The sequence below is a fragment of the Bacillus sp. K2I17 genome (assembly GCF_002209985.1).
GTDB classification, from domain to species: Bacteria; Bacillota; Bacilli; order Bacillales; family Bacillaceae_G; genus Bacillus_A; species Bacillus_A wiedmannii.
The window spans coordinates 1-26,544 of sequence record NZ_NJGF01000138.1; the positions used below are offsets into that span (position 1 = coordinate 1).

Genomic DNA, 26,544 nt, shown 5'->3' on the forward strand with positions numbered 1-26,544 from the left:
TGGCATTAAGAGGAGCGTCTTGATTAAGCGCTTCTCTTTTTTTATAAAATAGCGTTTTTGTTCAAAATGATGACCTTATCTATTCGGACACATTTACAAAAAAACTCATGATATGGTTAATTAGTCGATTACCTCATTACTTGACGATTACCCTTAGAAACCCCGCAAACAATCGGGGTTTCTTTTATTAAAATAACTATTTTGTTGCATTTCCCAAGGGTTGAATTCCGAATCCTCTTTCTTTATTAAACTCCTTCATCTTTATAAAATTCTTGTAAACTCCCATATGAGATTATAGTCATTTTCTCCCTCGCCATTGGTAAAGCTGCACTAACGCTAATAGAAATACTTATAGGTAATGCATTTTGCATTTGTTTCACCTTTTGGCTACATTTCACACAGAACTTGTCATTTGTTCCATCTTCCATGTCAATCCACTTATGTTTGCATTTCATTCTGTCCCTCTCGCCTTTAGATAATTTTCTGCGAATCGTAATTTCTGACCAATATACGAATCATTTTCTTCTCCACCACTTGCCAACCAATCTCTTACATGATTATGAATATCTTGAAGAACTACTAAAGGTAATTGTGAAGAAAGCTTATTTATTTGCTCTAAATATGTCATTTCTTTCTCTCTCCTGAATAAAACTCAAAATTCCGTCAATACTTTAGACACATGGTTATCTTTCTCCGATTTTCTTATAAAAGCAGTTAGCTTTTGCTAGCTGCTCTTTTATTTGTGACCAAGTGAAATCTTTACTAAAAATAATGAACTTTCAAAGCTACTGAATTGTAAATATAAATACACTACTATATATCTATAAAGGGGCGTTTTTATATAAATCCATATCAAAGAATATCTTTTATAATGATTATTTTAGTACCACTCCTTTTCTTAACTGTCACCCTAGTAACTGGTCGATAGGGGTTCTTCTTTTGGAGCCCACTGCCTAGTTTTATAAGTGGGATAATAGCTTTCAACTCTATAAAAAAACACGACAGTAGAAAAAAACTTTACAAAGTGTGCCTTTACAAGGCGCTCTTTTTTACATGTACTTACCAAATAGTATTTTTATTGAATTTTCATTGACTTTACGTTGACCTTTTGTTGACTTTTTCTTCACATTTAAAAGAAACGAACATACGATATTGTATGTAGTCTCTCCGCTCATAGGGATCTACCTTTCTTATCGAAGAGCATGCTTATATGTGTGCTCTTTTTACTTACAATGAAATAACAATTTTATTTAATATCCATTTCCTCTTGCATAAGAACTACAGTTTTAAACATTACTTGCTCAAAATCTTTTTCATCCATGTATGGCTTTACAATCTCTAGAATCGCAATAACCCATTCAAATTTGTTCACATTCTCACTTATATAACTACATATAAATATTAAGTTTCTCATTTAATTAACCTAGTGTTATAATGCGAGAGATTGATAATCATATTTATCTATTAAAGAAGGATTCTCAAATTTCAGCCCCTTGACGCGCACCGTTAGGGACTGAACTCCTTTGTTTCGATAAGAATGATGTAATGTATTTAACTTTTACAATAAAACTAAAAAAGAACACCTTATGTCAGTGCCCTTCTTGCAAATAACAACCTTTATGTAATTGAACATACAGATAAAACTAATCCCCCTAATGTAATTGCACCTAGTAATCCAAATACAAATCCAGTTATGCAAATACAATCAGCAAGACAAATGGAAGACTGCGATAATGGAACAAATGACCTACTTGTACTCGATCCATATTGTTTTATTTTCTCATAATTCATATCTAACATTAATTGTAGACATGCTATACCTTCCTCAATAGAATGAAGAGATTCTTTTTCTAATCGATCCAATAATTTACTATTAAAAGTAATTGGAAGAGGATACCGTTTATCTAATTTCATATGTTGATAAATTAATTGTAAACGAGATAATATATTATTTTTCTTTTTTTCACATGTTACTGTGTGTTTCATTTTATTAAATTCATTTAATAACAGTGTCAATTCATCTCTGTTTCCGTATAAATCCCTTGCTATTTTTCTCTTTAGTTTGTACGAATGGATAATAGATTTAAGTTCAATCATTTTAATACACTTCCTAATAGAATTTTACTTACCTCAATATTTTAAAAATAAACAGTACTTTTAAATCTTATTTAAAATACACTCAAGTATCTTCATTTACTATCGATTAACATTACATTAATCTTACATAGTTGTAATAATTGCTTTCGCTACCCACTAACTAGAAGCAACAGATTCCTTATTTGATGGTAAAAATATAAAAAAGCAATGATTAGGTTTTAAGTCTAGTCATTGCTTTATATATCTTATCTTGATTTACAACTAAAAATCTAAATATCATTCTTTCACTTGAATGCTACATGTGTTTTTATTAAATTCTTTAATAAAAATTATATAATACTTCACTATTGGATTCCTTTTTTCTCTTATCAATATTCATATGTTACAATAGTACCAGTTGTATCAGTAGTACCATTAAAACCACTAAAACAATTAGAACAACTACCACAGCCGCCACAACCTCCACAACCTCCACAACCAAAACAACCGAAGCAACCAATACAACGGAATCCACCACAACGAAATCCACCACAGCGACCTGCACAACCTCCACAACGACCACAACCGCCACAGCGACGAGCAGCATCTTCAATATAGTAATATGGATATTGGTTTTGTTGGTCCCAATACACAATATTTCCAGATTGGTAATCATTAAGGCTTAACGCTTGTAGTTCTTGTTGAAACTTATTCATTTTCATTACCTCCGTTTATAAACTTCAACTTTTCCAATGCTTTCTTATATTTCTGTTCGTTAAATCTAAGTAGAAATAGCGCTATAAACTAAGTTCAATACGTACCCCTACAAAATATGACCTATCACTAGATAATGCACCTTGTTCATATACCTATTTTTAGGTTATTTTTTCCATAGGCTCATTTTTATAAATTGAAAAAAGACGCACTTAGATTGATGCGTCTTTTTGCGATACTTCTTTTGTGAAATCATATACATAAGTATTATCCATACCTATGTATAGCAATACCCCTACTCATTATCCAATGACATCTTCTACTTCTGTATTCACTGGCCACTTTTCTAAAGTATAAGCCATTTCCCAAAATGAATATTCATATTGACTACTAATAATAAAATGCTGTTTCATTCGCTTCCGGTCAGACTTTGTCACTTTTTCAGCGATAGTATCTAACCGTGTAATTTGCTCTTCAACTAATGTACGGAACCAATCAGATCCATAAGCAGAAATCCATTCGTTATAAATTGGCTCTTCTGGCTGACATTCTTTTAAACGCTCCCCAATTTCATAATACAACCAATAGCAAGGTAAAATTGCTGCAATGATATCGCCTAAATGTCCTTCATACGCAGCACGATACATATGTGAAGTATAAGCGTATGCAGTTGGAGCAGGGATAAAATTATCTTTCTCTTCTTGTGTTATCCCTAGTTTCTTCGCAAAGTTCTCATGTAAAGATAATTCCGCCTCGTATGTATTTTGAGCATGGTGTGCCATACGAGCTGTCGTTTCTAATTCCAGTGCTTTTGCAGCTCCTAAAGTTTGTACTCTAGCGAAGTGACTCAAATAATATGAATCTTGAAGTACGTAATAGCGAAAACTAGCTAAATCTAACGTTCCTTCACCAAGTTGTTTTACAAAAGGGTGATGAAAACTAGCTTCCCAAATTGAATCTACTTCTTGACGTAATGATTGTGAAAATGTCATTTAAATCCCTCCAATAAAGTATAAAATTTAAGTATTTACCCACAGTTATTAAATCTGTAAAATAAAAAAACTTTCTTTACAAACGTAAAGAAAGTGAAATTGACAGTATTTATTCATAAAATAGTAATGTCTTCCCACTTCCCTACGCTAGTATTAACCAGATCAGGTACTAAGAGTCTCAAATTCTCATTTGATCTCAGCCTATAATAGGCCCCCCTAGTGGATAAATATTTAATTTTCGTATTGTATTCATCATAACATACTTCATGTTACTGTCAAAAGTATTCATGATAGCGCTTCTTAAAATCCTTCTTCTTTTCTTGCTTTTAATGAAGTTTCAATAATCATATCTAATAGTTTACTATAATGAATACCAGCTGCATCTGCACTTTTCGGTAGTAAACTTGCTTGTGTCATCCCTGGTAATGTATTAACCTCCATTACATATGGAATTCCGTCCTTTACCATCATATCTACCCTTGCATAAACGCTGCATTTCAATGCTTTATAACAAGCCAGTGATGCTTTGTTTACACGTTCCTTCAATTCTCCTGGAAGTTCGATAACTTCTTCAATTGTACTAACATCATCATATTTTGCATTGTAATCAAAGAACTCAGCTGCATGTTGGATTGAAATAATAGGTAACTGTTTTCCATCAAAAATTGAACATGTAATCTCATCACCTTTTATATACTTCTCTATTACTACTTCAGAATCCCATTCAAACACAGTTTCCAGCATTGAAATTAATTCATCCTTATCATATACAATCTTTACCCCAACACTTGATCCACCAGAGTTTGGTTTTACCACTAACGGAAATCCTAACTTCTCTAATTCATCAAGATTTAAATCCGCCATTTTTGTAAGTTCAATCCAATCAGGTGTTTCTATACCTTCATAGCGTAAAATCTTTTTCGAAATATTTTTGTCCATACATATACCGCTAGATAACATATTGCTCCCGCTATATGGAATACCTAAACTTTCAAGCGTGCCTTGAACCGTCCCATCTTCTCCATATTTTCCGTGTAATGCAAGCAGCGCAAAATCAATGTCTTTCGCTTTTTCGATTAAATCCATTTTTTCATTTAACGTAATTGGTACGATTTCATATTTATTTTTATCTAAATTTGCAATCATTTCATTTCCAGTCATAATTGATACTTGTTTTTCAGAGGATACTCCCCCCATAATAACGCCAATTCTCATTTCCTCAACTCCAAATTTCAGTTTTTATTGTATCACCGATTATTTTGATTCCACGAACTATTTCTTCTTCTTTCAGACGTGAAAATCCTAATCGAAAAGTAGTCGCTCCTCCTCCATCAGAATAAAAAACATCTCCTGGAGAAAATGTAACCCCTTGCTCATAACACTTTTGTAAAAGTGTGCGGGCATGAATTTTTTCTTCTAACTCTATAAATAAATGAAGTCCACCATCACCGGTCATTCTTTGAAACGGAATGTACTCGTTACACGCCCCAACAGCTAATTCATATTTCTTCTTATAAACTGATCTTGCCTTTTTTAAATATTTTTCAAAATATCCTTCATGTAAATATTGAAATAGAACAGCTTGATCTAACGTAGATGTGTGAATCGTTCTTGCTCTTTTTACACTTTCTAAATGATGAATCAGTTCTTTATCGGCGATGATCCAGCCTACACGTAAACCAGGGAAAAGTACCTTTGAAAAGCTACTAATATAAATTACATTATTACCAGCGCCAGCAAAAGTTAATAATGGTGCTAAGTGTGAACCTGAATAACGTAGCTCTTCATTAAATCCATCTTCTATAATAGGAACCTTATATTTGGAGAATAATCTCATCAGTTCCGTTCTTTTCTCCGAACTCGTAACAATACCGGTTGGATTATGATAGGAAGGAATTAAATATGCGAAATCAAACTCTTTTTCACGCAAACTTTTTTCTACTTCGTTCGTATCGATGCCATCTTCATTCATATTAATTCCGTGAACTTCAAGTCCATGTAAACGGAAAAGCTTCAATGCAGCATGGTGAGTTGGATTCTCACAAATAACCCGCCCTGATTTCTTCGATAACGAGGATAGCACGATGTCTAATCCTTCTGTAAATCCATTTGTAATTAAAATATCTTTGTTCGAAATATCTACACCTTTCATTTCCATATAATGAAGTAGATAATTCATTAAAGGTCTATAACCTTTTGCGTATCCGTAGTTTAATACGACATCCCCTTCAATGGACATACGAGTAAGAAAAGCTCTTTTGAAATTTTCCACATCAAATAGCTTTTCGTCCGGAGCAATGCTATTAAAAACAATCATTCCTTTTTCCCAGCGAACACCATGTTTCATTAAATCTAATTCATCCGCTAATAAGGTAACTGTATTAAGTTTATGTTTCCAATCTATTTCAACAGACGAAGTGTTCGATATATCAACCTTCGCTACAAAATTCCCTTTCCCTTTAACTGCATAAATGAGTCCTTCTTGCTCTAAATCCGCATAAGCAGCGAGTACAGTATTTCTGCTCACACTTAGTAATTCACTTAGTTCCCTAGTTGAAGGGATTTTTTGATCCCCGAGCAAATGACCTTTCATAATCATCTTTTTCAAATAATCTTTCAATTGAATATAAACGGGACGATCTTTCACAACTTTAAAATCTTTAAACAATTCCTTACCCCCTGCAATCATTTTTGCATATTTATTTCATTCTCAAAAGGTCCACTACATATGTATTTTTTATAAAGGGCGGTACGGTCTTATAAAGTGGAACTTTAATCAATGGGGCTGATTATCACCCACTGATTATTATCCCTTAGTAACAGGCATTTTACTGCCTATTACTAAGGGATAAATCTTTGCGGTATAAGTTAATTACATCTTTTAAAGCTGCTGCTGCGGCTCCACGTGGATTGGAAGCACCACCAATTGTAGTAACTTGCCCCATCGTATCTGTAAAGAACGTAATTCCTTTTTCTGTTCCATTTACTTTTGCTAGTGGATGATCTTTATCTATTTCGTACGGTTCCACATGAAGAGCCACTTTACCATCCTTATCCTTATATGCTGAAGCTATTAATTTAATATATTTATTTTGTTCTTTAGCATTTCGAATTTGTTGTTTTGTAACATGTTCAATACCCTTTATATGTATATCAGTAAGCGTATTTTCTGTTCCCATTAAACTGTTTGTCAAAAGTAACAATTTACACGCACTATCAGAACCACTTACATCTAATATTGGGTTCGTTTCAGCAATTCCTTTACTTTGCGCTTCTTTCAGTGCTTCTTCAAACGTAATATCTTCCTCATTCATTTTCGAAAGGATATAATTTGTAGTCCCGTTTAATATTCCTTCTATTTTTTCAATATGGCAACCAGCTAAACTAAATTGACCAATATCAAGTGTCGGTAATGCCGCCGCAGTTGCACCACTATATCGAATTCGTACATTTGCGATTTTTGCTGCTTCATTTATTTCTCTCCAGTTTGTAACGAGTGCGCCTTTTGAAATTGCTACAATATCCATATGGTTCTCAATCGCTTGTTTTATATATTGTTTTCCTGGATTTCCATCTTTAAGGTTTGTAACTGTTGATTCTACTAATACAGTTCCACTTATGCTAGTTGTTGCTCGTTCCTCTGGATGATGTTCAATGTATTCTTCAATTGCAGCGCTACCGCCACCATACATTAATAAGTGATGAATAGATAATCCATCCTCATTATGTATTGCAACATTTCTACCTAATACAGCGCTTACCACTAAATCTATTCCATATGATTCATTTATATATAAATATTTTTCATTTAATAATTTTATAAACTCTCTTCCTACTGTCCCATATCCAGATAATACAACTTGAACTTTCATAATATCCCCCCATATTTTTCTACCATATCCCTCTTTCAATATAATATAAAGCGCCCTCGAATTCCATCGAGAGCGCTTTATTATTACCTATTTCGGTAATCTTGATAATTTTTCTGCAATTGTTCTATAAAACTCTTGAATGCTAGAAAAACCTAACGTATCTGAAACACTAAGTCCTACCATATCGAGATGGTCCCAATTTGCTTTTGTTTCAATATGATTCCATTTCCCAATCTGTAAATGCTCATTACTATTTACAATAGCATTAGATGAGGGCGCGACCATAGAATTTGTATTTACTACACCGTCATTTTGCCACCAAGAAGTATCAATTAATGGTCGATTTTCTTCATATCTTGCATAGGAACCTAAGAAAAACGCATTACCCATTAACACCTTATTCATCGTTATATGAGGTAGATGTAAACCTGTTATAGGTGCCGCTTGTGATGCATGACCACTATATGATAAGTAATACACATCTGATTGCGTTTTTACCCAATTATTAAGCTCCTTTGCACCATCTGTACTTAAATCCCATTGACTTATATCTTTTGTATCTTCCCAAAGTGAACTATTTACAATACGATCAGTATATTGGAAAAAAGACTCTCCAGTATTCTTTTTTATATCCCATTGATCCAATTTAAAATCATATAACGATAAATTATTATTCCCTCCAAAACTTGCAGCTGTAATGAGTAAATCTTTAACGAACGGTAGTAGAAGACTACCATCCGCAAGTGTCGTGCCATTGTGAGGAGTTGCTAATGTTGTCACACTATGAACATATGATTTCTTGCCCTCAAATAGTGGTGATATATTCGTGTTCGGATGATTTTTCACATGATTTTTTTCTTCAAAACTACCTTCTTTTAATAGCTGTACTAATGTTCTAATTGTTTGTCCGCCCATGCTATGCCCAACTAAATGAACTTTATTTGTTTCACTCCAATTCGGTGCAAAACCACTATAAGTTCTACCAAAACGATTATGTCCATGTTTCTCAGCATGTGCGGCACCGTAGTCTACTGTACCTCCATTAATTTGCGCATATAATTCACATGCACGATCCCAGTTACTAGAAACTGGTCCAACAGCAGCAGTATGTACTGTATAGCCACTTCTTTTTAAATCTTCTTGTATATCATGAACACCACCCCAATATTTAACCCCTAACATTTCCTCTCTACCCCACCCAGCAAATCCATTCACTAATATGATAGGATAATCATTTTGTTGTTTCTCTTCAGCGTAAGTTATTTTTGCTGCGAATAAAAACACAGTCCCTATTGCGAATAAACATATTTTTAAAAATAATTTCCCCATGCTTCCTCCCCCTAATAAAACGTTTACATTTCCCTATTAAAAATGAGTTCTTAACTTAAACATAATGTAAAGTATTTTATATACATTGTATATAGAGAAAACATACACAAATGTTGATAAATATTAATTCAAGTGAGGAATTACTTTTTACAATATAACTTGTAAATCTAATTATTTAAATTTATAATTAAATATAGGTTCCTTATATTAAATAGCTTTAATAATTATAAGAAAACTAATTTTATTACTTAAGGAGGAGGAAAAGGCATGCAAATCGGATTAAATATTCATACGTTATCTCAACCTACTAAAATAACTCCATCTAATCTTGAGCATAATACTATCTCTTCTACTAAACTTGAAGATAAAAAATCAAATGATCCCATCAAATTTGATATTCGTTCATCTGAAAAAGAAATGAAACAACCTGAGCATAAATTTAACGAATTAGATTTATGGAAGATGTTAAAAGATAAAGGTGTTCCTTTATGGATCATACTTGAAATGCTACAAAGGTCTCGTAAGGAAAAAGAATCTCAAAATAATTCAGTTCAAAATTCAAATGCGATTGAAGAACCGAGCGAGACGCGATTAAATGAAGTAATGTAAACTATGTTATCTAAATGGTCTAAAATTAAAAAGAGTTCAGGGCTGATAAAATTCCTATCAACCTTGAACTCTTTTTTATGATTTTTCTCCAATCGTGACAAATTGAACTGATACTTCTTCCTCAAAATCTTTAATTAACTTTCTTACTTTTACATATTCATTAGTCAATGTATTATCTGTCGACATTTTAGGTTTTTCGTCACCTAAAGATTCTTTCAGATGAAGAAGTTGCATTTTTGTTTCATTTGCCTGTATTTCTTTATATACACTATTGCTCGCCACAATTACATACCATAGTGTTCCATAATTTCGATTATTACCAAGCCAAGCATCACTATCATATGTAACTGGTATCACTTTTCCTTCTATTTCAATACTTTTTATATTCTTTTCTTCTTCATTTATAAATAATAGTGAACTTTCTTTTGGAAAACTCGGTAACGTATCTAAAGGTTTAGAATGAGATGAATGATCTCTTTTACGAAAAATTTTTGCTTTAATCATCGCTTTTGCAGTAGATTCATTTAATATCAAAACCCTTTTTTGGTCAAATCTACCTGTTTTCACCGAAAAAACTTCATGTTCTTTCGTATTTTCCTTATAACGATTCATAATTGTTGAAGTATGATTCTCATCTCCAATGATTAATACGCCGTTAGCTGGAAATCTGTTTTCATTTTTAGAGCATGCACTTAAACTTATTAAAATTAATATACTTAATATGAAAATAGAGAGTGGTTTTTTCATCACAGTTCCTTTCATAACTCAAATTGTTTTTTTACATGCTTTTCTACAATCTTACTTGCTGATATTCTCTACTGTTCCATAGTTTTATAAAGCTTTTGTAAGTAACGCCAACGAGTTATAAAGAAATATAAAACTTGTATACATATAAATGAAATTAAAATTATGATAGAGCTATTCATAATAGAAAAATCGACTAATTGTTGTAATGCCATATAAGCGACCACAGTATGAATCACTGCAACTATAATCGGTAAGAAGAACATTAATACTAATTGTCTTGTTACAACTTTTTTCAACTCTCGTTTACTTAATCCCATTTTCGAAATCATCTTATATTGCTGCTGATCGCGGTCCAAATCAGTATATAACCGGAAATAAATAAAACTAGCAGCGAAAGTAAAGAAGACGATTCCAACTAAAACACTTGCCATAAGTAATAACCCATTCGTTTGTTTTGCACTTAACAACTCTATAGTTAGTGCTCTAAATTCAAAATGTATGTCTCTAGGATCTTGATCGAATATGTCACTTAATTGGTTTGAAATCTCTTTCGTTTTTATCCAATCATCTACAACAAATCCATAAGTTCGATATTGAATAATATTTTCAAAATCTAGATTACTATTAAGCGGAATTTCATCATACACATGATCTTGAATCGCAATATTAATCCCTTCCGTATCGTGTGGCAAAACTAAATTATCTACAGTTTTTTTCACATGAAATGTCTTTGTCCAATCGCCTTGAATGACTTCAATATTCTTTTTATAATCACCATTTTTAAACTCTTGTTTTTGTGATACGACTCCAGGGATTAATAACATTTCATCTTCTTTTTCAATCGTTTCTTGTTGGTACCCGAGTGCTCTCGCAAGTTCGTTATATTCACTTAACTTCATTACATTTACATTACTTTCTGTATAAATATCTGAAGTGGAAGCCATTCGATATGGAATATTAGAATCAGCAAGATGTTTTTTTATAATCGAGAGATGTTTATCCGTTATTTTATTTTTATCAGGAGCTGTATACAGAAATGTATACGGGTTTGTCATCCTTACCAAATCTTTGTTTCCAAGAGCTGCTGTCGTGCCAATTGCTGTAAAAGCAACTGCTGAAATAATAGATACTATAAAAAACATTGTTGCATTATCTTTCATACGGTATATTAATTCTGAAAATGTTAATATATTGGTTCTCTTTAAAAAGAAAGATTCACTCCTTTTCACAAGATGCAATATATAAACGCTACACTGTGTATATAAAAAGTACGTTCCTATAATTACTAGGAGAACACCCATTCCGAGCGTAATAAAACTATAACTTGGGATAAAGCGAAATACTAAAATATAGCCATATCCTATACTAAATAAAGAAAAAATTGATAATAAAATTGACGATTTCGGTTCAGGCTTTGGCTTTTCCCCTGCTTGAATAAGTTCCACAAGTTCTGTTACTTTTATCATTTTAAAAGTAACTAGCGAAACAATTAAAAATAAGAATAGAAACGTGATGCCAGTTAATAATACCGCCTTTACTGGTATATAAAAAGGTAAGCCGTTACTAATCATTAATACACTGGCACTTATTAATAAAACTAGTTTAGAAAATATAAGTCCAATAAGAACCCCTATACAAATTGAACCAAGTCCAATTAACATATTTTCAATTAACAATAACTTCTTAAGCTGTCTCATTGACATACCTTGCATCATTAAAATGCCAAATTCTTTCTTACGCGTTTTTAAAAACGAACTCACTGAATATAGAATGAAGAAGAATGAAAAGACAAAAATCAAACCTTGAGAAACTTCAAATCCTAATGTACCAAATGTACTTATTGTTTTACTTGTCGATTTCAACTCCCCCTGTAAATCAGGATGGAATAATAAAAGAGCATACGTAAAGAAAATCATTATAGAAAATGCACTACTTAAAAAATGGGCAGCATATGTACGCTTATTACGAAAAATATTATTAAATGCGAATTGACGAAAAGTCATGCCTTTTCCCTCCTAACAAAGAAAGGACATCCATAATCTTTTGATAAAATGCTTGCCTGCTTTCACCACGATAAATTTCGTTATATAGTTGACCATCTTTAATAAAAATTACTCGGCTGCAAAAACTCGCTGCATACGGATCATGAGTCACTAACATCATCGTAGCTTTTTCTTCCTTATTTAGAGTATCTAACATCTCCATTACATCATTTGAAGATTTAGAATCTAAATTCCCTGTTGGTTCATCTGCGAGTAATAATTGCGGCTTATGAACAATTGCACGAGCAATTGCTGTTCTTTGAGCTTGGCCTCCTGATATTTCAAACGTTCTTTTATTCAATATATCTGTAATATTTAATTTCTCTGCGATTTCTTGTACGCATTTGTTCATTTCTTGCACAGAAACGCCATCTAATGTCATCGGCAATACGATATTTTCCTTCACTGTAAGCGTGCTAAGTAAATTAAATGATTGGAAAACAAATCCTAATTGTTTCCTACGGAATAAAGCTAAATCTTCTGATGATAACTGGAAAGGATTTGTACCGTTTATTACTATTTCTCCTGAGGACGGAGAATCGATAGTAGATACCATATTTAATAATGTAGTTTTCCCGCTACCAGATGGACCCATAATCCCTACAAATTCGCCTTCTTGAATCGATAAATCAATATCTACTAATGCTTTAAAAGGTATTTTCCCTTTATATACTTTACTAATATTTTTCGCATGTAAAATTTCCATTTCTATTCTCCCTTCATTTGCACTTCTCACAATAGAGTGTAAATGAATTCTCTTATAGCTCATATTGATTCATCTTTCATTTATCTTACACGCTTGTAAGATTTCTAAAAAAACTGATAATAATACTATATACAAATTAAAATTAACGCATAACTATCTTATAATAATTGTATAGTGATAGGAAATACAATTGTATATCAAACCTTTATTATAAAAATGAGAAAAGACCGATTGTTTTATCGGTCTTTTCCTTCCCAAAATTATATTTTTAACTAACGCTTTTAATTGAAATGTTTTTGCGTCACCATTTTAATTCTTTTTCACTTTATAATACCCTCTACAAAAAATTGATTGCTTCGGTTTGATCGCAATTAACAAAGAATTGTATATGTCTGAAGCAGAAATTATTGCGTTTATCCAACATACAAATAATAAGATTGACTTAAAATTGCCTGATACAAAAGATGATATAATGCCAGGAATGACCGATAGTACAATAATAGGTAAACTCATAAAGATCCAAAAACGCGTTTTGGATAGAATTGCATTTGTATTTAGCCAAAAAAATATTCCGCTGCAAGTTAAGCTAATATCCCCCATTTTATTTATAACAATAACGTGTAGATATTCATGAATGATGAAGACTAAAATACCTAAAATGATAAGATAAAATATATTAATATGAGTGAAACTTGCTCCAAAATAATACGGTATTAGAAAAATAATGATTTGAAGTACATATACAAACTTCATATAATATTTTCGGTGCCAATCATTTTGTATAAAAGGAGTCCATTCTGACAAATCCATACTTATTTGTGGTAAGTAACGAAACCAAAGTATAATAAGCTTTCTCCTCCCTTGTTTAAACTATTTCATACTTTTAAAAAATGTAATCCACTAACACTTAACCGTTAATTTTAGATACAAACTCCTTTATGCTTTTATTAAAGCTTAAGGTAATTCATTTACAGAATTATTAGAGTGAAAATTTAGTGTTTTCACAAATAAACACTTTCGACAAAATATTCCAAATCCCTTTTCAAATATGTTGTTTATAAAATGGTTCTTGCATGTACAACTTAATACATCTGTTTTCGGTGAAAAGCACACAATGCAAAAAAGCTTAGAACTTTAGCTCTAAGCTTTTTAATGATTTCATTACATTTTCGCTCCTTTTAAAGAGCGCTATTTTTTATCCATTCGGATTTACTCAATACATAATGATTATAAATTTGATTTTCTATCATCTGTTGACCCAAATAAGTAAATCTACATTTTTCAATGACCTTATTTGATGGTGCGTTGTTTATTAATGCAATTGCGTTAAGGACATCCACATTTGTATTTTTAAACAAATAGTCAATCAGTCCTTTAGTTGCTTTCGTTGCATATCCATTATTATGATATTCACTTGAAACAGCATACATAATTTCTCTATTCGGTGCAGGAAGCTCATCTTTCATACTTGTGCAGCACCATCCAACAAATTCATTTGTCGTTTTCTTAAATATTCCTAGTCTTAATATGTGATCATCTATGTTAGTCGTAGTTCTCACTGCATTAAGAAATGCTTTATTTTCTGGTATTTCATAATTTGTAACCCAATTAACTCGTTGTTCTTTCGTTGATTTCCAGTCCGGTAAAAACTTTTCTATGTCCGGTTGATTTGCTATTTTATAAATACTTTCTGCATCTTTGACCGTAAACTCTTGTAGGTATATATCACCACAATCTATTTTAAATAGCTTAGTCAAACCCTCTTCTCCCATGTCTAATCCCCCTTACTTACGTTAAAGCGCCTTAATCTGCTTCGTAAGTTCCATAAACCGTTCATCTAGTTCTTTATATTCTTTGTCTTTAGGAGTTAAAAAGCTTAATTTCCCTAATACTTCTTGTCTTTCTGTTTCTAACGTTAAACGTAGCTCTTCAATTTCATCTCTTGTTTTCGTAGGTTCTTCGAGCTGCTTTTGTATCGTATTGTTTACAAACACAAGTTTTGCCGTAGTTGTTTTCTCCAAAAAATATCGATCGTGAGAAACGATAACAAGTGTTCCATTATACTCAGCTAATGTGTTTTCAAGCTGTTCACGTGATGGCAGATCAAGGTGATTCGTCGGTTCATCTAAAATAAGTACATCTTTTTCATCTAAAATATAAGCCATAAGCTTACATTTTACTCGTTCCCCCATACTCATATACTCAATCGGCTCTTTCCATTGAGAAGCTTGAAAACCTAAATGTTTCATTAAATTTTGAACTTTCCCTCTTTCTTCAAATGACTCTTTATAAAATAAATCTTCTGGTGTTTTATCAAGTGGTAAATCAAATACTTCTTGTGTTAAATAACCAATGTTTGCTGATGGTGAAATCCATACTTCTCCTTCAGCAGTTTCTGTTCCCATAATCATCTTTAGTAACGTTGTTTTCCCACTACCATTCGGTCCAATAATCGCAACCTTCTCACCGTGCTGAATTGTAAAATTAACGTTTTCAAATAATGTTCGTTTATTAAATTCTTTCCGCAATTGTTTTACTTCTAAGAAACGTTTTCCTACTTTTTTACTCGCTTGAATAGAAAATTCAACTGAATAATCTTCTTTCACACGTTCTACTTTCGTTTTCTCTAGCTCTTTTTCAAGACGTTTTCGTTTCGATTTAACTTGCGCGTCCATTCGCTTCGCCTTTACACGATAAAATTCTTTAACACCTTCTTGTTTTGTAGACTGCGCATGTGCCTTTTGTGACCATGAACTTAATTCTTTTATATGTGTTTCTACTTGTTCTATTTTCTTTTGTTGTTTTTCATATTCACGCTGTTGCGTCATTCTTTTATGTTCACGTGCTTTCATATAACTCGTATAATTCCCGCTATGATCAATTAATTTCTTATCCTCAATTGACCATATTCTAGTCGCAACAACATCTAAAAAATATCGATCATGTGATACGACGATAACTGTACCTTTCATATTTTTTATTTGTTTAATAAGAAATTCCGTACTCATCTCATCTAGATGATTTGTCGGTTCGTCTAATATTAAGACATTAGGATTTTGGGCAAACCCTTTTGCTAATCGAACTTTTAGCTTTTCACCACCACTTAAAGTAAGGAAATCATTCGTTGGCACGCCCCATTTCGCAAGTAGTTCTGCTTCTTTTGCAATCATATCCTTGCTAACGAAAGATTCTTTTTCTTGTTCAACATATGCAGTTGTCATATTCATTTGAAGCCATTCAACTGTACCTTTTGACGGTTCAATCTTCCCATTTATTAATTGAAGTAATGTTGATTTACCAGCCCCGTTTTTACCAATTAATCCGATAACATCCCCTTGTTTTACTGTCACATTCATTTTCTCTAACAAAGTATTTTCCTTTATTTCAACATAAACATCATTTAATTTTAATAGTTCTTTCATAATACCGATCCCTTTCATTAAGGGAGAATAAAAAAATCCTCCCAAATAAATTTGGCAGGATTAGTCGTTAAAATATTTATACCCAAATAAGCTATTACACAACATAAATAGCAATACCGTTGTATGGAAATTGGGCAGACTAATCCTATTTTTTAGAAATTGAAATTTATTGAATTTCAACATTTAAAAATAAGATTAGTTAATCATCGTCCACCCATCATTCCTTTCCGTCGTTAATAACCATATTGTACCATGATAGTACTGTATGAGTAAATGCAATTATATGTGCTATTATAAAGTTTGCTTTCTTCAAGGGCTATTTATCATTTCTTAAATTCATTTTGAACAAACAGCATTTATTGTACTACTTGCTTTATATTTCCCCAAAAAGTAAAACCCTAAGTACCCCCTCTTATATAATTTTTATATAAATTTATGATTAATTATATGTTATTCGTTATCCAATAATATCTTATTGTTTTTCGATAAATTTTTATTGATTACTCTCCTATAATAAGATATTATATGTTTACAGAAAATATTAATATAAGGATTGAATTTATGGACAAAACATTAAAAATTACAAAATCAAATATTATTTTAAGGATCGTTCTCATCCCGATTATAGTAGGAGTAATTGTTGGTATACTAACTAAATTGGGGCAAGGTATACTTCCAGGAAATTGGAATTCATTAGTTAACCTAGGAAGCGTTTGGTTAGTTCCATCCTTTTTCGTGGCTAGCTTGAGTTATTCTAAACGTACAGCTATACTTTCTGGCATCCTTGCGCTACTCGGCATGATATTAGGCTACTATGGTTATGCAATAGTTATTAAAAATGTAGCTCACTCTATTTATTTTATATCTGTATGGATTGTATGTGCATGTATAGGAGGAACTATCTTTGGAATTGCAGGTTTTCTATGGAAAGATACTACAAATCCACTTCATAAATTCGGAAGCGCGCTTATTAGTGGAGTTTTTGTAACAGATGGACTTCACATTCTTTTACATTTTGAAGACTATAGTCACATGTTACCTGTTGGATATACCGAAGTGATAGTCGGGATTATCTTGATTCTTGTATTAGAACGCTCTAATGCTAATCGAATTTCTTCTTTCTTAATGATGGTTCCTATCACTATTTTAGGATTAATTGGATATAAATTATTAAGTTTGTTTGCTTAATATCATGGAAAAACAAAAGACTCATTCTATTATAATCCATAATACATATCACGAATTCAAACATTATACTTATTAATGTTGATACACTTATTCATAGGATGGATTCATGAAGCTGTCTCTTTCAAAGAGATGGCTTTTTTCTTACAAAAACTATTCATCAGCTTTATATTAAATCCTTCTAATTTAACAATCGTATTTATTAGTGTGTCATTATACATACTAATATGATCTTTTACCATTTCATATACTCGATATAAAGTGAAACCTTAATAGATAGTTAATCCCCCACCTAACTTCTTTGCTTTCGCTGAATTTTGAAGTGGGGTCTTACTGCCCATTAAAGCGGGATAAAATAAGGCTAAAAAACTTATCTTCAAAGTTCTTTAGCCTAAATCACTTATTTACACATTAAAAAATATAATTCGTACAACCGTACCTTTACCAACTTCTGAATGGATTTCTACACTATGTCCTAATTGTTTTGTAATTTCATATACAAGATATAGCCCCATTCCAGTTGACTCTTTAAAATCTCTACCATTTTCCCCTGTAAAGAAAGGTTTAAATACTCTAGGTAAATCTTGCTTCGGTATCCCTACGCCATTATCGGCAATTTCAAGTATAACGTTATTATCTTCCTTACAAGCTTTCACTTTAATCTTTTCTCTACTACCTGAAGAATATTTAATTGCATTCGATAGTATTTGTCCAATTAAAAATTGTAACCATTTCGCATCACTTTCTACAATAATGTCTTTATCGATTTTAAGCTCTGGATACACAAAATTTCGGATAAAGAAGCGTTTATGTTCATGAACAGAATCATTCACTATTTTATGTAGTTGTACTCTTTCTACATAAAAATCTTGCGTAAATGCTTCTAAACGTGCGACATATAGAGCCATCTCTAATCCCTTTTTTAGCCTATCTGTTTCCTCATTAATACTTTCAAACCGCGGATCGACTTCATCTTGTGTAATTAATTCTATTACAGATAAAGGTGTTTTCATTTGATGTATCCACTGGTTCATAAAGGTTAAATGATCATTATTTTTTCTCTCTTGTATTTGCAGCTGATTTTGATAATGTCGATATTGCACCTCAAGTAAGTCCTGAAGTGCAGTAGATAAAACTGCAAAATCTGATTTTTGAACAGAATCATCCAAAGAATTCATCGGATTTGCTAATCTTTCATAGAACGTACGATGAGTAAAGTAACGAAATACTAAATAACCTACCATAAAAAAGACGCCTAAAAACATTGCATATAATGCCGTTGCAATATGTTTATGCCCGTCAAACCAATATACAAGAAATATGACTAGTAGCTGAATTATTGTAAAACAAATGAGCGGTATATGATCACGAATAAATAATTTTATCATTTCTCTATACCATTATCCCAAGTAATATGTAATCTATAACCGACACTACGAATCGTTTCAATTGCATCTTCAATCTGTAATGTTTTTAACTTTTTACGCACACGAGTTGTATTTACACTCAATGTATTATCATCAACATAAGATTCACTATCCCATAATTTATTTAATAACACTTCTCTACCCACAACACGCGGATAATTTTTCATTAACATTTCTAATAAAATAGCTTCATTTCTCGTTATATCAATTTCTTGATTCTTAAGCTTCAATACAAGCCTTTCGGGATATAAACAAAGACCTTGTTGCTCAACCATCCGTTCTTCTACTTTTGGTGCATAATCTCCGTAAGCACGTCTTACATGACTACGAATTTTAGCCATTACAACTTCGTAATGGAATGGCTTTGAAATGAAATCATCGCCACCGTTTTCTAGCGCCATAACTTGATCCATTGTGCCTTCACGAGCCGAAATAAATAATATCGGACATGTAGAAACTCCTCGAATTTGACGACACCAATAGTACCCATCAAAACTTGGTAAATTAATATCTAATAAAACTAACTCTGGTTGTTCTTCTAAAAAAATGTTTAATACATTTTGAAAATCCGATACAATAATTCCTTCATACCCGTATTTCGCGACATGTGTTGATAATAGTTCTGCAATTTTCATATCGTCTTCTACAATCATAATTTTAACCATGTGTTTACTCCTTTTTCGATCCACAATCTTATATTCAATTATATAAAATAAATACTACCTTTTTTTATATAATCCGTAAATCAAAAAAGGATACTTTTATACAAAAGCATCCTTCTGTTATTATTCTTATTTAATATGAAATTCACTCAAAGTAAACCCCAGTTTCTCCACATAATTCATACCTAATTCCATCCGAGCAGTCTTCAGCGGATCCACAACTTGGCATACTTTTAAATCACCGGCAGCTGATAATAAAAGTGTTGCATCAGCTTTAGACATTTCTAATTCTTCATGTAAAAATGTCACCATATTACGTACAGCGCGATTCGCTGCATCATCTAACAATTTCTCTGAAGCAATCGTCATAAGTTTTTCTTTTTGGATCGCCATTGGTAGTGGCCATTTCTTTCCTTTTATAATCTGAACAGTTACCGTCACCTCACCAGCAACCTCTACTCCACTAACACCAATTTCACCATCACCCATCGCTGCGTGTAAATCGCCTAATGCTAATAGAGCACCAGGAACATTTACAGGTAATAATAATGTTGTCCCTTCTTTTATTTCTTTACAATCCATATTCCCGCCGTGATCATGCGGTGTGCCACATGAAATGCTCTCTTCTTTCGGCGCAGTACCAATTACACCAATCATTGGATTAATCGGGATTTGCAGTTCATTTGAAAATAAAACATGTTCATTATGTATCGGGACAATTTTCACGGTATTTTCATTTAGCTCTTCACCCATTACACCAAGATTCGTACCTGTAGTTAAAACACCTTGCTCTGCAATTTTTATCTTTTCAATCTTAACAACTAATATATCACCAGGTTCTGCACCAATGATATATACAGGTCCAGTCGCTGGATTAATTCGGTTCCAATCTAATTCTTGAAACGCAACATCTTCAGAATCAATTTGATTTTCAAAGCAATCATATGTTTCAAATACAAGACGACTCCCAATTTCTACTTCCATACATGGTTTGTTTTCTGGTGACATTGCGTAAATAATATGGTCTTTATGAATTCGATACATTTTATCTCTCCCCTTTTATATTAGTCTACAATTACTAATTAGCTTTTTTCACAAAAGCTCCTTTGAAAAATTAATAAATTTACATATAGAAAAGCACCTAGCTTATTTTCATACATACACTCTTTACTATAACAGGTAAAGAAAGGTGGTAGCACTATGCCCCTTATTCCATATAACGAAAGCGATGTTGATTTACTAGCTCGTTTAATTCGTGCTGAAGCTGAAGGAGAAGGTCGACAAGGTGAACAACTTGTTGGTTGCGTAGTAGTAAATCGTGTATTTTGTGATTGCTTAGATTTTAAACAACTTCGAACTGTACGTGATGCAGTATATCAAAGCCCTGGCGGATTTGAAGCAGTGCAATACGGATATTTTTATCAACGCGCGCGTGATTCAGAAAAAGACATCGCAAGAAAAGTTTTACAAGGTGAATGGCGCTGGCCAGCACGTTGGGCTCTTTGGTATTTCCGTCCAGTTGGTGTTTGTCCACCTGAATGGTATAACCAGCCATTTGTCGGGCAATTTAAAAGCCATTGTTTTTATGAACCACGTGGTGATGAATGTCCGAAAATGTATTCACGGTAGCAAAATATGAAACGCAAGTACTTAGCTTAGATCTCTGAGTACTTGCGTTTCCTTTATTTTTTAGAAATCTAATAATGTGATGAATTTTTCAATGCCTACTACATGTATTAATAACGGTATACGTGGGCCGCTAGACTGATTTATAATGAGCCTATATATAATAATAAATAATTGTTTTTGATTTTCTTTCATTATTTTTTTATTTTCATGATGACAAATCGAATACAATTGTTCCATTAAGTTAGAGTAATCTTTGTTAGAACGAAGAAGTATGGTGCAAGCTTCTACTAGCCACTCTTTCTGCTTTTCATCTAATGTGTTGTAAAACTCTATATTTCTCTCTTGATTTACAGCAATTAATTTTTCAGTTTGAAAGTTTCTAACCCAATACTCTGCACGTTTGCTTATCGCTATCATATCCTCTAATGCATAATTCCTATCTATTTTTTCTAATATACCTTGTAAAATAGATGAATCAAAATTTAATAGCGGTAACGTTCCTGCTACTTGATTAAATTTCGGATATTCTTTAATTCTGCTATCAACTCTAGAAAGTTTAATTGCATCAAATAAATCTTCATTTTTGAGCGTTTTATTCTCATAACTTTCTTTCAATCGTTCATATTCTGTATAATTGCGAATCACATCTTCATCAAGACCGATATGAAAAGCTGCGTTTGGTCTATATTTAGCAAACATAAAAAGAATCACTTCTGGTAAATATACTTTTAACAAATCATTAGGTGTAATACTATTCCCTGAAGAACTTGACATTTTTTCATGATTCCCTTTAATTCTAATGAAATCATAAGCAACATAATGAGGAGCTTCACGATTAAATATTTTCATTGCAATTTCCTTTGATACATTATAACTACCCGTTTCCGAAGAATGATCTCTTCCGCCCGGTTCAAAAATAACATCCTCTATCATCCATCTCATCGGCCAATCGATTTTCCAATTCAGTTTCATTTTATTTGTATTTAATACCGATAATTCAGTTTGATTTCCGCATTCACATTTATATCGTACTGTTTTTAATACTTCATCAAAATGTGTAATCGTTGTTGCATCTTTCCCGCATTTCTCACAATATAATGTGACTGGATAAAAGCTCTCTCGCTCTTCTTCACTACACTCTCCTATTTTAAAACTCATTAAAATATCATATATTTCTTTTCTTTTATATAAAGCCTCTAATATGTTTTTGTTATATCTTCCACTTCTATATTCAGCATGTTGATATATGAATTCCACTTCAACCCCAAATACTTGAAGCGATTTCTCAAACTCTTTTTCAAAATGCTCTGCATAGGAGTTATGACAGCCATATGGATCTGGAATATCACAGTATGGCATACCAATATATTTTGCAAAAGATGGATCAATATTTTTAGGAACTTTTCTAAACCTATCATAATCATCCCATGAAAATATAAAACGAGTCTTTTTCCCTAAATCTTGAAGTGCTCTTACAACGAAATAAGTCGTTATTATTTCGCGAAAGTTCCCGATATGAATAGAACCAGATGGACTTATTCCAGATGCGCAAACAAAAGTTTCTTTATTTGGATGTTTTCTTATTAATTCATGTGCTACTTCATACGCCCAATACATATATTACTCACCTCAATTGATTTTTTATTTTCACACTTTCAGTTTTATGCAATAAAAAAACTCCCACCCCCAAGATTATTCATCTTGAGGACGAGAGTTATTAGCTTCGCGGTACCACCTCAGTTTGTTAATATGTCGCCATATTAACCTCTTCAGGTACGGCAAAATATGCGTATACCCTATCTCTATAACGGGAGAATCCGTCGCACCATCCCTAAACAAATTAGTTCCTTGCGCAGCTCCAAGCCTTTTTTCGTCAAGCTGTATACCGCTCTTTCTCAGCTACCAGAGCTCTCTGTACGTATTCTTTCTTAACTACTCTTCTCTTCCATGCCATTTTAAATATTAGTTTTTTCATATGATAATTTATAACACCTTTATTGTCAAACTTTTTCGAATAAAAACTCTATCTAAATAAATGCTTTATCGCTTCTAATTGAATTTTGTGGCTACACTCATCGCAACAATATGTTCCTTTCGGTTTCTCTTTAAATCGTTTATATTTTTCACTACCTTCGTAAACACGAAATATATTTTTGCAAGAAAAGCAAACAATTTCATAAAACATCATATGCATTTTCCTCTCCATGTTTATACATTTTTTTAATCACTTAAGAAAATCAGTTTTCTATAGTACAAATCTTAATATCCTCTGACTAAAAGGTTTACCTTCATTCTTATCGAATTATATAAATATCTTATAAGTTGAGGTGAACATCTTGATCAGTAATATAGAATTGGTTTTAGATGCTAAAGCAAGTTTAGCTGAAGGACCATGTTGGAATGAAAATATTGGAGCTGAAACTATATGAACCGTATCGATTACATAAGAAACGAAGAAAGGAAATATCATGACCTTTGCTATGAACAATACAAACTATTTGAAACTGGTTCTTGGCTTTATAAACCGGTTAAAACAGTTCTGGACTTGATGGATTACTTTGAAGGACAAACTAACTTACAAGTACTTGACCTCGGCTCTGGCGTTGGTAGAAATAGTATTCCAATTGCACAAAAAATAAAAAATGCTAGCGGCACTGTTACATGTGTGGACTTACTTGATTCCGCTTTAACAAAATTACAAACTTACAGCAAAGAACATGATGTATTTGAAGTCATAAAAACAGAACAAGCAGCTATTGAAAACTACTATATTGCCCCTAACACTTATAATTATATCGTTGCAGTATCAAGTTTAGAGCATGTTCAATCAGAAGAAGATTTTAAAAAAGTGCTCCATTCTATGAAAAAAGGTACAAAGATTGGTGGTATCAATTGTTTCATTATTAACTCAAACATACAAGAAATTGACTTACATACGAATGAAGAATTAGTTGCTTTAATTGAAATTAATCTTCCCACTGAAGATATGCTACATCTATTAAAAAGCATTTATAAAGAATGGCAAGAAATAGAAATTGAAATAAAAGAATTAGCTTATAATATAGTCCGAAACGAAAGACACATTCAATTAAAAACAAATGCTATAACATTTGTTTTTCAGAAATAAAACTATAAAAGGTAAGGTTTTTTCCTCATATATTCATAGAAACACCCTTACCTTCCAATTGTAAATACTTGGAAAATTGCTTCGTTATTAGTTTTAACTTCATTTAAAACATTATTTTTATTAGAAATACTATTTAGCTATTAATTGAATTCATTCATTTATTAATAATTGCTTGTCGAGCTTTTTCTTTATCATCAAAATGAATAGTTGAATCTTTTAAAATTTGATACGTTTCATGCCCCTTCCCTGCAATCAAAACAATATCATTAGTAGATGCCATGTGTATTGCATGATTTATAGCTAGTTCACGATCTACTTCTATTTTATAATTCAAATTATTATTCTGTGAAAATCCTTTTTCAATATCTTTAATTATTGCCTTCGGGTCTTCCGAACGTGGATTGTCAGAAGTAATAAAAACAAAATCGCTATAACTTCCAGCAATTCCACCCATTATAGATCGTTTTTTTGCGTCTCTATCTCCACCGCAACCGAAAACAGTAATGATTTTACCTTTTGAAAACTCGCTAATTGTAGAGAGGACATTTTCTAACGCATCCGGTGTATGAGCGTAGTCCACTATTACAAGGAAATCTTGGTTTTCGTCTATAATTTCCATTCTACCTTCAATGCTCTTTAAGTTACATAAGCTGTCACTAATGTTTGTAAGCGGAATACCTTCAACCAATGCAGCTGTTATTGCTGCTAATGCATTATAGACATTAAAGCGGCCTACTAGATTTAGATTGATTTCTATTTCTCCATTAAAGGAAGAAACTAAAAACTGAATTCCTTTTGAACTTAAAGTTATGCTCTTCGCTTGAACATCTGCTCCATTATGTATCCCATATGTGATCACTTCAGCAGAAGTAACTTTTTTAAAGTATTCTACCGATGGATCATCTGCATTCAAAATAGCAATTTTTTGATCTATAGTAGAAAAATCATTTCCTAATCTTGAAAAAAGAAGACCTTTTACGTGCTTATATTCCTGAAATGTTCCGTGATAATCCAAATGATCTTGCGTTAAATTTGTGAAAACAGCAGTTTTAAAGTTACATCCTTTAACTCTCTCCATATGTAACCCTTGTGAAGTAACTTCCATAACACAATAATCTACATTTTGATTTTTCATCATTTGCAAATTCCGTTGAAGCGTTGGAGGTTCTTGTGTATTAATATCAGTAGGATACCATTTCGAACCAACTTTCACTCCGTTATTCCCCATAAGCCCTGTTTGAAATCCATAATCAGTTAAAATTTTTTCAAGTAAATAGGAAGTGGTTGTTTTACCATTTGTTCCTGTAATTCCAATTAGCTTCATTTTATTAGACGGGTAACCATAGAAATGTGACGCAATAACTGCCATAGCGTATCGTGCATCATTAACAATTATTTTAGGTATTTCAATATTTACATCTCTTTCTACAATTAACGCCACAGCGCCATTTTTTACTGCATCTTCAACAAATTGATGCCGATCTTCAAGAAAACCATCAATACCTGATACACATATAAATAGATTTCCACTAGTTATTTTTCTAGAATCCATTTCTAAGCCCGTAATTTCTACATCCATATCCCCAACGATTTCTTTAATCAAAAATAAATTCGCCAGTTCTTTAAGTTTCAAATCCCCGTCCCCCTTTATACATCCTCCTATTAATTTTACCATTTTATTCAAAGTTTATGGTTTTAAATTCCATATTAGTTGAACGCAATATAATCATCTTTAATAAACAAAAAAATAAAAGAGCACTTGTTTCCGCAAGTACTCTTTTTGGGGATTTTGAGATACCCTATTAAAGAAAGTTAAGGTTACTTAAAGTTAATAGGTAATTATATTATATGCTTGTCCTTTTTATTTGTGCATAATCAATATATAAACATCTTTAGTAATTGTTAATAACTTTTATCCCGCTTTAATGGGCAGTAAGACCCCCACCTCAAAATTCAGCGAAAGCAAAGAAGTTAGGTGGGGGATCAACTGCCCATAAAAGTCCGA

General features: G+C 32.2%; 26 protein-coding genes, 1 riboswitch and 1 other annotated feature. Of the genes, 4 read left to right on the forward strand and 22 right to left on the reverse strand.

Going from position 1 to position 26,544, the window contains the following annotated elements:
• Positions 1 to 245 precede the first annotated feature (245 nt).
• The 10 genes from CER22_RS31350 to CER22_RS31385 form a co-directional block, all read right to left on the reverse strand.
• On the reverse strand, positions 246 to 455 hold the full coding sequence (locus tag CER22_RS31350) for a hypothetical protein (RefSeq protein ID WP_256943780.1): 210 nt from the start codon (positions 453 to 455) through the stop codon (positions 246 to 248).
• Entirely contained in the window at positions 452 to 628 is a 177-nt protein-coding gene (locus CER22_RS33465; RefSeq protein WP_170958655.1) for a DUF6877 family protein, read from the reverse strand. Before CER22_RS33465 ends, CER22_RS31350 begins: the two co-directional genes overlap by 4 nt.
• A 618-nt stretch (positions 629 to 1,246) precedes the next feature.
• A complete protein-coding gene (locus CER22_RS34010) occupies positions 1,247 to 1,372 on the reverse strand; it encodes a hypothetical protein (RefSeq protein ID WP_255258668.1) in 126 nt (41 codons plus the stop codon).
• A gap of 245 nt (positions 1,373 to 1,617) precedes the next feature.
• Positions 1,618 to 2,097 carry a homoserine dehydrogenase gene (locus CER22_RS31355; protein ID WP_179211969.1) on the reverse strand — a complete coding sequence of 160 codons (480 nt, stop codon included), beginning with the start codon at positions 2,095 to 2,097 and terminating at the stop codon, positions 1,618 to 1,620.
• A gap of 368 nt (positions 2,098 to 2,465) precedes the next feature.
• On the reverse strand, positions 2,466 to 2,798 hold the full coding sequence (locus tag CER22_RS31360; protein ID WP_088063568.1) for a heterocycloanthracin/sonorensin family bacteriocin: 333 nt from the start codon (positions 2,796 to 2,798) through the stop codon (positions 2,466 to 2,468).
• A gap of 294 nt (positions 2,799 to 3,092) precedes the next feature.
• Positions 3,093 to 3,782: a thiaminase II gene (gene tenA, locus CER22_RS31365; protein WP_088063567.1), complete on the reverse strand. Its 690-nt coding sequence runs from the start codon at positions 3,780 to 3,782 to the stop codon at positions 3,093 to 3,095.
• Positions 3,783 to 3,904: 122 nt separating this feature from the next.
• Positions 3,905 to 4,010: riboswitch (TPP riboswitch) on the reverse strand.
• Between the two features lie 72 nt (positions 4,011 to 4,082).
• Positions 4,083 to 4,997 carry a D-alanine--D-alanine ligase gene (ddlB, locus tag CER22_RS31370; RefSeq protein WP_088610534.1) on the reverse strand — a complete coding sequence of 305 codons (915 nt, stop codon included), beginning with the start codon at positions 4,995 to 4,997 and terminating at the stop codon, positions 4,083 to 4,085.
• Between the two features lie 4 nt (positions 4,998 to 5,001).
• A complete protein-coding gene (pdxR, locus tag CER22_RS31375; protein ID WP_046959518.1) occupies positions 5,002 to 6,450 on the reverse strand; it encodes a MocR-like pyridoxine biosynthesis transcription factor PdxR in 1,449 nt (482 codons plus the stop codon).
• Positions 6,451 to 6,610: 160 nt separating this feature from the next.
• Positions 6,611 to 7,654 carry a homoserine dehydrogenase gene (locus tag CER22_RS31380; RefSeq protein WP_088063565.1) on the reverse strand — a complete coding sequence of 348 codons (1,044 nt, stop codon included), beginning with the start codon at positions 7,652 to 7,654 and terminating at the stop codon, positions 6,611 to 6,613.
• An 87-nt stretch (positions 7,655 to 7,741) separates the two neighbouring features.
• Positions 7,742 to 8,983 (reverse strand): esterase/lipase family protein, encoded by a 1,242-nt coding sequence (locus CER22_RS31385; RefSeq protein ID WP_088610535.1) that lies wholly within the window; start codon positions 8,981 to 8,983, stop codon positions 7,742 to 7,744.
• A 267-nt stretch (positions 8,984 to 9,250) separates the two neighbouring features.
• Between CER22_RS31385 and CER22_RS31390 the strand changes: the two genes are divergently transcribed.
• Positions 9,251 to 9,592, forward strand: a complete 342-nt coding sequence (locus CER22_RS31390) for a DUF3914 domain-containing protein (protein ID WP_048560973.1) — start codon at positions 9,251 to 9,253, stop codon at positions 9,590 to 9,592.
• A 75-nt stretch (positions 9,593 to 9,667) separates the two neighbouring features.
• Here the strand turns inward: CER22_RS31390 and CER22_RS31395 are convergent, their stop codons facing one another.
• The 6 genes from CER22_RS31395 to abc-f form a co-directional block, all read right to left on the reverse strand.
• The gene (locus CER22_RS31395) at positions 9,668 to 10,339 is read right to left on the reverse strand and encodes a lipoprotein BA_5634 family protein (RefSeq protein ID WP_142291748.1); all 672 of its coding nucleotides are present in this window, start codon (positions 10,337 to 10,339) and stop codon (positions 9,668 to 9,670) included.
• Between the two features lie 68 nt (positions 10,340 to 10,407).
• Positions 10,408 to 12,342 carry an ABC transporter permease gene (locus tag CER22_RS31400; protein ID WP_088063562.1) on the reverse strand — a complete coding sequence of 645 codons (1,935 nt, stop codon included), beginning with the start codon at positions 12,340 to 12,342 and terminating at the stop codon, positions 10,408 to 10,410.
• Entirely contained in the window at positions 12,317 to 13,087 is a 771-nt protein-coding gene (locus CER22_RS31405) for an ABC transporter ATP-binding protein (RefSeq protein WP_088063561.1), read from the reverse strand. Before CER22_RS31405 ends, CER22_RS31400 begins: the two co-directional genes overlap by 26 nt.
• 309 nt (positions 13,088 to 13,396) lie before the next feature.
• Positions 13,397 to 13,897, reverse strand: a complete 501-nt coding sequence (locus CER22_RS31410) for a DUF3267 domain-containing protein (RefSeq protein WP_088063560.1) — start codon at positions 13,895 to 13,897, stop codon at positions 13,397 to 13,399.
• 368 nt (positions 13,898 to 14,265) lie between these two features.
• The gene (locus CER22_RS31415; RefSeq protein ID WP_088063559.1) at positions 14,266 to 14,859 is read right to left on the reverse strand and encodes a GNAT family N-acetyltransferase; all 594 of its coding nucleotides are present in this window, start codon (positions 14,857 to 14,859) and stop codon (positions 14,266 to 14,268) included.
• Between the two features lie 21 nt (positions 14,860 to 14,880).
• The gene (gene abc-f, locus CER22_RS31420; RefSeq protein WP_088063924.1) at positions 14,881 to 16,509 is read right to left on the reverse strand and encodes a ribosomal protection-like ABC-F family protein; all 1,629 of its coding nucleotides are present in this window, start codon (positions 16,507 to 16,509) and stop codon (positions 14,881 to 14,883) included.
• Positions 16,510 to 17,070: 561 nt separating this feature from the next.
• Here abc-f and CER22_RS31425 point away from each other — a divergent pair.
• The gene (locus CER22_RS31425) at positions 17,071 to 17,697 is read left to right on the forward strand and encodes a DUF6518 family protein (protein WP_088063558.1); all 627 of its coding nucleotides are present in this window, start codon (positions 17,071 to 17,073) and stop codon (positions 17,695 to 17,697) included.
• A gap of 401 nt (positions 17,698 to 18,098) precedes the next feature.
• Here the strand turns inward: CER22_RS31425 and CER22_RS31430 are convergent, their stop codons facing one another.
• The 3 genes from CER22_RS31430 to CER22_RS31440 form a co-directional block, all read right to left on the reverse strand.
• The gene (locus CER22_RS31430; protein ID WP_088063557.1) at positions 18,099 to 19,082 is read right to left on the reverse strand and encodes a sensor histidine kinase; all 984 of its coding nucleotides are present in this window, start codon (positions 19,080 to 19,082) and stop codon (positions 18,099 to 18,101) included.
• Positions 19,079 to 19,786 carry a response regulator transcription factor gene (locus CER22_RS31435; protein ID WP_088610536.1) on the reverse strand — a complete coding sequence of 236 codons (708 nt, stop codon included), beginning with the start codon at positions 19,784 to 19,786 and terminating at the stop codon, positions 19,079 to 19,081. The genes CER22_RS31430 and CER22_RS31435 overlap by 4 nt, the downstream gene beginning before the upstream one ends.
• Before the next feature lie 126 nt (positions 19,787 to 19,912).
• A complete protein-coding gene (locus CER22_RS31440; RefSeq protein WP_088063555.1) occupies positions 19,913 to 20,827 on the reverse strand; it encodes an acetamidase/formamidase family protein in 915 nt (304 codons plus the stop codon).
• 156 nt (positions 20,828 to 20,983) lie between these two features.
• Between CER22_RS31440 and CER22_RS31445 the strand changes: the two genes are divergently transcribed.
• Positions 20,984 to 21,412, forward strand: coding sequence for a cell wall hydrolase (locus CER22_RS31445; RefSeq protein WP_088063554.1), 429 nt, complete (start codon positions 20,984 to 20,986; stop codon positions 21,410 to 21,412).
• A 60-nt stretch (positions 21,413 to 21,472) separates the two neighbouring features.
• Here the strand turns inward: CER22_RS31445 and lysS are convergent, their stop codons facing one another.
• Positions 21,473 to 23,029, reverse strand: a complete 1,557-nt coding sequence (gene lysS, locus CER22_RS31450) for a lysine--tRNA ligase (RefSeq protein ID WP_088610537.1) — start codon at positions 23,027 to 23,029, stop codon at positions 21,473 to 21,475.
• An 83-nt stretch (positions 23,030 to 23,112) separates the two neighbouring features.
• Positions 23,113 to 23,369 (reverse strand) — a binding site (T-box leader).
• 66 nt (positions 23,370 to 23,435) lie between these two features.
• A complete protein-coding gene (locus tag CER22_RS31455) occupies positions 23,436 to 23,606 on the reverse strand; it encodes a DUF2197 domain-containing protein (RefSeq protein ID WP_064774857.1) in 171 nt (56 codons plus the stop codon).
• Positions 23,607 to 23,837: 231 nt separating this feature from the next.
• On the opposite strand from CER22_RS31455, the gene CER22_RS31460 reads away from it, so the two are divergent.
• Positions 23,838 to 24,539 carry a class I SAM-dependent methyltransferase gene (locus CER22_RS31460; protein ID WP_088610538.1) on the forward strand — a complete coding sequence of 234 codons (702 nt, stop codon included), beginning with the start codon at positions 23,838 to 23,840 and terminating at the stop codon, positions 24,537 to 24,539.
• Between the two features lie 154 nt (positions 24,540 to 24,693).
• Here CER22_RS31460 and CER22_RS31465 read toward each other — a convergent pair whose 3' ends face one another.
• Positions 24,694 to 26,172: a UDP-N-acetylmuramoyl-L-alanyl-D-glutamate--2,6-diaminopimelate ligase gene (locus CER22_RS31465; protein ID WP_088610539.1), complete on the reverse strand. Its 1,479-nt coding sequence runs from the start codon at positions 26,170 to 26,172 to the stop codon at positions 24,694 to 24,696.
• Positions 26,173 to 26,544 lie beyond the last annotated feature (372 nt).

Excerpts from the sequence above, each read along its gene's own strand:
- CER22_RS31350 (WP_256943780.1), bottom strand. The coding sequence starts at position 455 with ATGAAATGCAAACATAAGTGGATTGACATGGAAGATGGAACAAATGAC.
- CER22_RS33465 (WP_170958655.1), bottom strand. The coding sequence starts at position 628 with ATGACATATTTAGAGCAAATAAATAAGCTTTCTTCACAATTACCTTTA.
- CER22_RS31355 (WP_179211969.1), bottom strand. The coding sequence starts at position 2,097 with ATGATTGAACTTAAATCTATTATCCATTCGTACAAACTAAAGAGAAAA.
- CER22_RS31360 (WP_088063568.1), bottom strand. The coding sequence starts at position 2,798 with ATGAAAATGAATAAGTTTCAACAAGAACTACAAGCGTTAAGCCTTAAT.
- tenA (WP_088063567.1), bottom strand. The coding sequence starts at position 3,782 with ATGACATTTTCACAATCATTACGTCAAGAAGTAGATTCAATTTGGGAA.
- ddlB (WP_088610534.1), bottom strand. The coding sequence starts at position 4,997 with ATGAGAATTGGCGTTATTATGGGGGGAGTATCCTCTGAAAAACAAGTA.
- CER22_RS31380 (WP_088063565.1), bottom strand. The coding sequence starts at position 7,654 with ATGAAAGTTCAAGTTGTATTATCTGGATATGGGACAGTAGGAAGAGAG.
- CER22_RS31385 (WP_088610535.1), bottom strand. The coding sequence starts at position 8,983 with ATGGGGAAATTATTTTTAAAAATATGTTTATTCGCAATAGGGACTGTG.
- CER22_RS31390 (WP_048560973.1), top strand. The coding sequence starts at position 9,251 with ATGCAAATCGGATTAAATATTCATACGTTATCTCAACCTACTAAAATA.
- CER22_RS31395 (WP_142291748.1), bottom strand. The coding sequence starts at position 10,339 with ATGAAAAAACCACTCTCTATTTTCATATTAAGTATATTAATTTTAATA.
- CER22_RS31400 (WP_088063562.1), bottom strand. The coding sequence starts at position 12,342 with ATGACTTTTCGTCAATTCGCATTTAATAATATTTTTCGTAATAAGCGT.
- CER22_RS31405 (WP_088063561.1), bottom strand. The coding sequence starts at position 13,087 with ATGGAAATTTTACATGCGAAAAATATTAGTAAAGTATATAAAGGGAAA.
- CER22_RS31410 (WP_088063560.1), bottom strand. The coding sequence starts at position 13,897 with ATGGATTTGTCAGAATGGACTCCTTTTATACAAAATGATTGGCACCGA.
- CER22_RS31415 (WP_088063559.1), bottom strand. The coding sequence starts at position 14,859 with ATGGGAGAAGAGGGTTTGACTAAGCTATTTAAAATAGATTGTGGTGAT.
- abc-f (WP_088063924.1), bottom strand. The coding sequence starts at position 16,509 with ATGAAAGAACTATTAAAATTAAATGATGTTTATGTTGAAATAAAGGAA.
- CER22_RS31425 (WP_088063558.1), top strand. The coding sequence starts at position 17,071 with ATGGACAAAACATTAAAAATTACAAAATCAAATATTATTTTAAGGATC.
- CER22_RS31430 (WP_088063557.1), bottom strand. The coding sequence starts at position 19,082 with ATGATAAAATTATTTATTCGTGATCATATACCGCTCATTTGTTTTACA.
- CER22_RS31435 (WP_088610536.1), bottom strand. The coding sequence starts at position 19,786 with ATGGTTAAAATTATGATTGTAGAAGACGATATGAAAATTGCAGAACTA.
- CER22_RS31440 (WP_088063555.1), bottom strand. The coding sequence starts at position 20,827 with ATGTATCGAATTCATAAAGACCATATTATTTACGCAATGTCACCAGAA.
- CER22_RS31445 (WP_088063554.1), top strand. The coding sequence starts at position 20,984 with ATGCCCCTTATTCCATATAACGAAAGCGATGTTGATTTACTAGCTCGT.
- lysS (WP_088610537.1), bottom strand. The coding sequence starts at position 23,029 with ATGTATTGGGCGTATGAAGTAGCACATGAATTAATAAGAAAACATCCA.
- CER22_RS31455 (WP_064774857.1), bottom strand. The coding sequence starts at position 23,606 with ATGCATATGATGTTTTATGAAATTGTTTGCTTTTCTTGCAAAAATATA.
- CER22_RS31460 (WP_088610538.1), top strand. The coding sequence starts at position 23,838 with ATGAACCGTATCGATTACATAAGAAACGAAGAAAGGAAATATCATGAC.